2 protein-coding genes are annotated in these 1,645 nt (G+C 66.7%); both read left to right on the top strand.

The genetic code is table 11. From position 1 onward, the window contains the following. A partial coding sequence (gene groES / locus VIP82_RS01965) for a co-chaperone GroES (RefSeq protein WP_331905619.1) occupies positions 1–271 on the top strand: 271 nt, incomplete at its 5' end. 115 nt (positions 272–386) lie between these two features. Further along, positions 387–1,343: an EamA family transporter RarD gene (gene rarD / locus VIP82_RS01960; protein WP_331905618.1), complete on the top strand. Its 957-nt coding sequence runs from the start codon at positions 387–389 to the stop codon at positions 1,341–1,343. The last annotated feature ends 302 nt before the right edge of the window (positions 1,344–1,645 follow it).

Raw genomic sequence — 1,645 nt, 5'->3', positions numbered from 1 at the left:
GGATCGCATCGTCATCAAGCAGGTCGAGGCCGAGCAGACCACCGCATCCGGTCTGGTCATCCCCGACACCGCCAAGGAGAAGCCCCAGGAGGGCGAGGTCGTGGCAGTGGGCCCCGGCCGCATCGATGACAACGGCAACCGCGTCCCGCTCGACGTCGCAGTCGGCGACAAGGTGATCTACTCCAAGTACGGCGGCACCGAGGTCAAGTTCGGCGGCGAGGACCTCCTCGTCCTGTCGGCTCGCGACGTGCTCGCAGTCGTCGTCCGCTAACGCGAGACACGATCGATCCGAGGCCCGGACGCCCATGGGGTGTCCGGGCCTCGTCGTGTTCCGGGCAGCGGATGCTGCGGCATCCGCTGCCCGCATCGCGGCGTAGGCTGTGCAGGTGTCATCCCGCCCCGAGATCCAGGTTCCCACTCCGGCGAATCCCTCGGAGGGTGTGAGCCGCTCGGGCCTCGCCTTCGCGATCGCCGCGTACGGGCTCTGGGGTTTCCTGCCGATCTACTTCATCGCACTGGCACCCTCCGGACCGATCGAGATCGTCGCGTGGCGGGTGCTCTTCTCGCTCGTCTTCTGCGCGCTGCTCATCCTGGTGACGCGGGCATGGCGTGCCCTCGCACTGCTGTTCCGCGATCGGCGCATCGTGCTCACGATGGGCCTCGCGGGCGTGCTCATCTTCATCAACTGGCAGACCTACGTCTTCGCGGCGACCACGAACCAGGTCGTCGAGGCGTCGCTCGGCTACTTCATCAACCCCATCGTCACGGTCTTCCTCGGCGTGTTCGTGCAGCGCGAGCGGCTGAACCCGACCCAGTGGACCGCGGTCGGCATCTCGATCGTCGCGGTGATCGTGCTGGCTCTCGGATACGGGCAGCTGCCGTGGCTCGCCCTCGTGCTGGCGTTCTCGTTCGGGTTCTACGGCCTCATCAAGAAGCGCGTCGGTCCGAAGGTCGACGCCGTGTCGGGGCTCACGCTCGAGACCGTCTGGCTCGCGCCGCTCGCCGTCGTGCAACTCGTCTTCGTGGCCATGACGACCGGCCTGACGATCGGCACGGTGAGCGCGTGGCACACGGCGATGCTCGTGGGCCTCGGCGTGGTCACCGCCGTGCCGCTCCTGCTCTTCGCCGCCGCGTCGCGCCGGCTCCCGCTCATCTTCATGGGGTTCATCCAGTACTTCGCGCCGTTCATCCAGTTCCTCGTCGGCGTGGTCATCCTGCAGGAGCCGATGCCGCCCGAGCGCTGGGTCGGATTCGGGCTCGTGTGGCTCGCGCTCATCGTGCTGACGGTCGACCTGATCCGCGGTGTGCACGCCTCGCGCAGGGTGATCGCCGAACCCGTCTGAGTCGCTCCCGGCACCGTGCGACGGCACGGTGAGCGGTTCAGGCGAGCGGATGCCGCGTGCGCGCGATCCTCGCGTGAAAGCTCGTGTTTCCGCAGATTCCGTGCGTTGAACGCCGCTGAGGTGTCGGCAGGGTAACGATTGACGTGGTGTTACACGGTTGTGACCGCAGCGTCTTGTTTCCGCCATGGGCGCGGAATACTGTCAGACAACGGCGTCACCATGGCGCTGCATTGTGTACCAATTCCTTCAGTCCCAAGGAGCAACATGAGCGTATTCGCGAAGGCCACGGCCAAGCGTTCGGC

The sequence above is a fragment of the Microbacterium sp. genome (assembly GCF_036566905.1).
Classification (GTDB): Bacteria; Actinomycetota; Actinomycetes; order Actinomycetales; family Microbacteriaceae; genus Microbacterium.
Note: the sequence above shows the minus strand (reverse complement) of the source record. Positions and strands in the feature narration are given on the sequence as shown.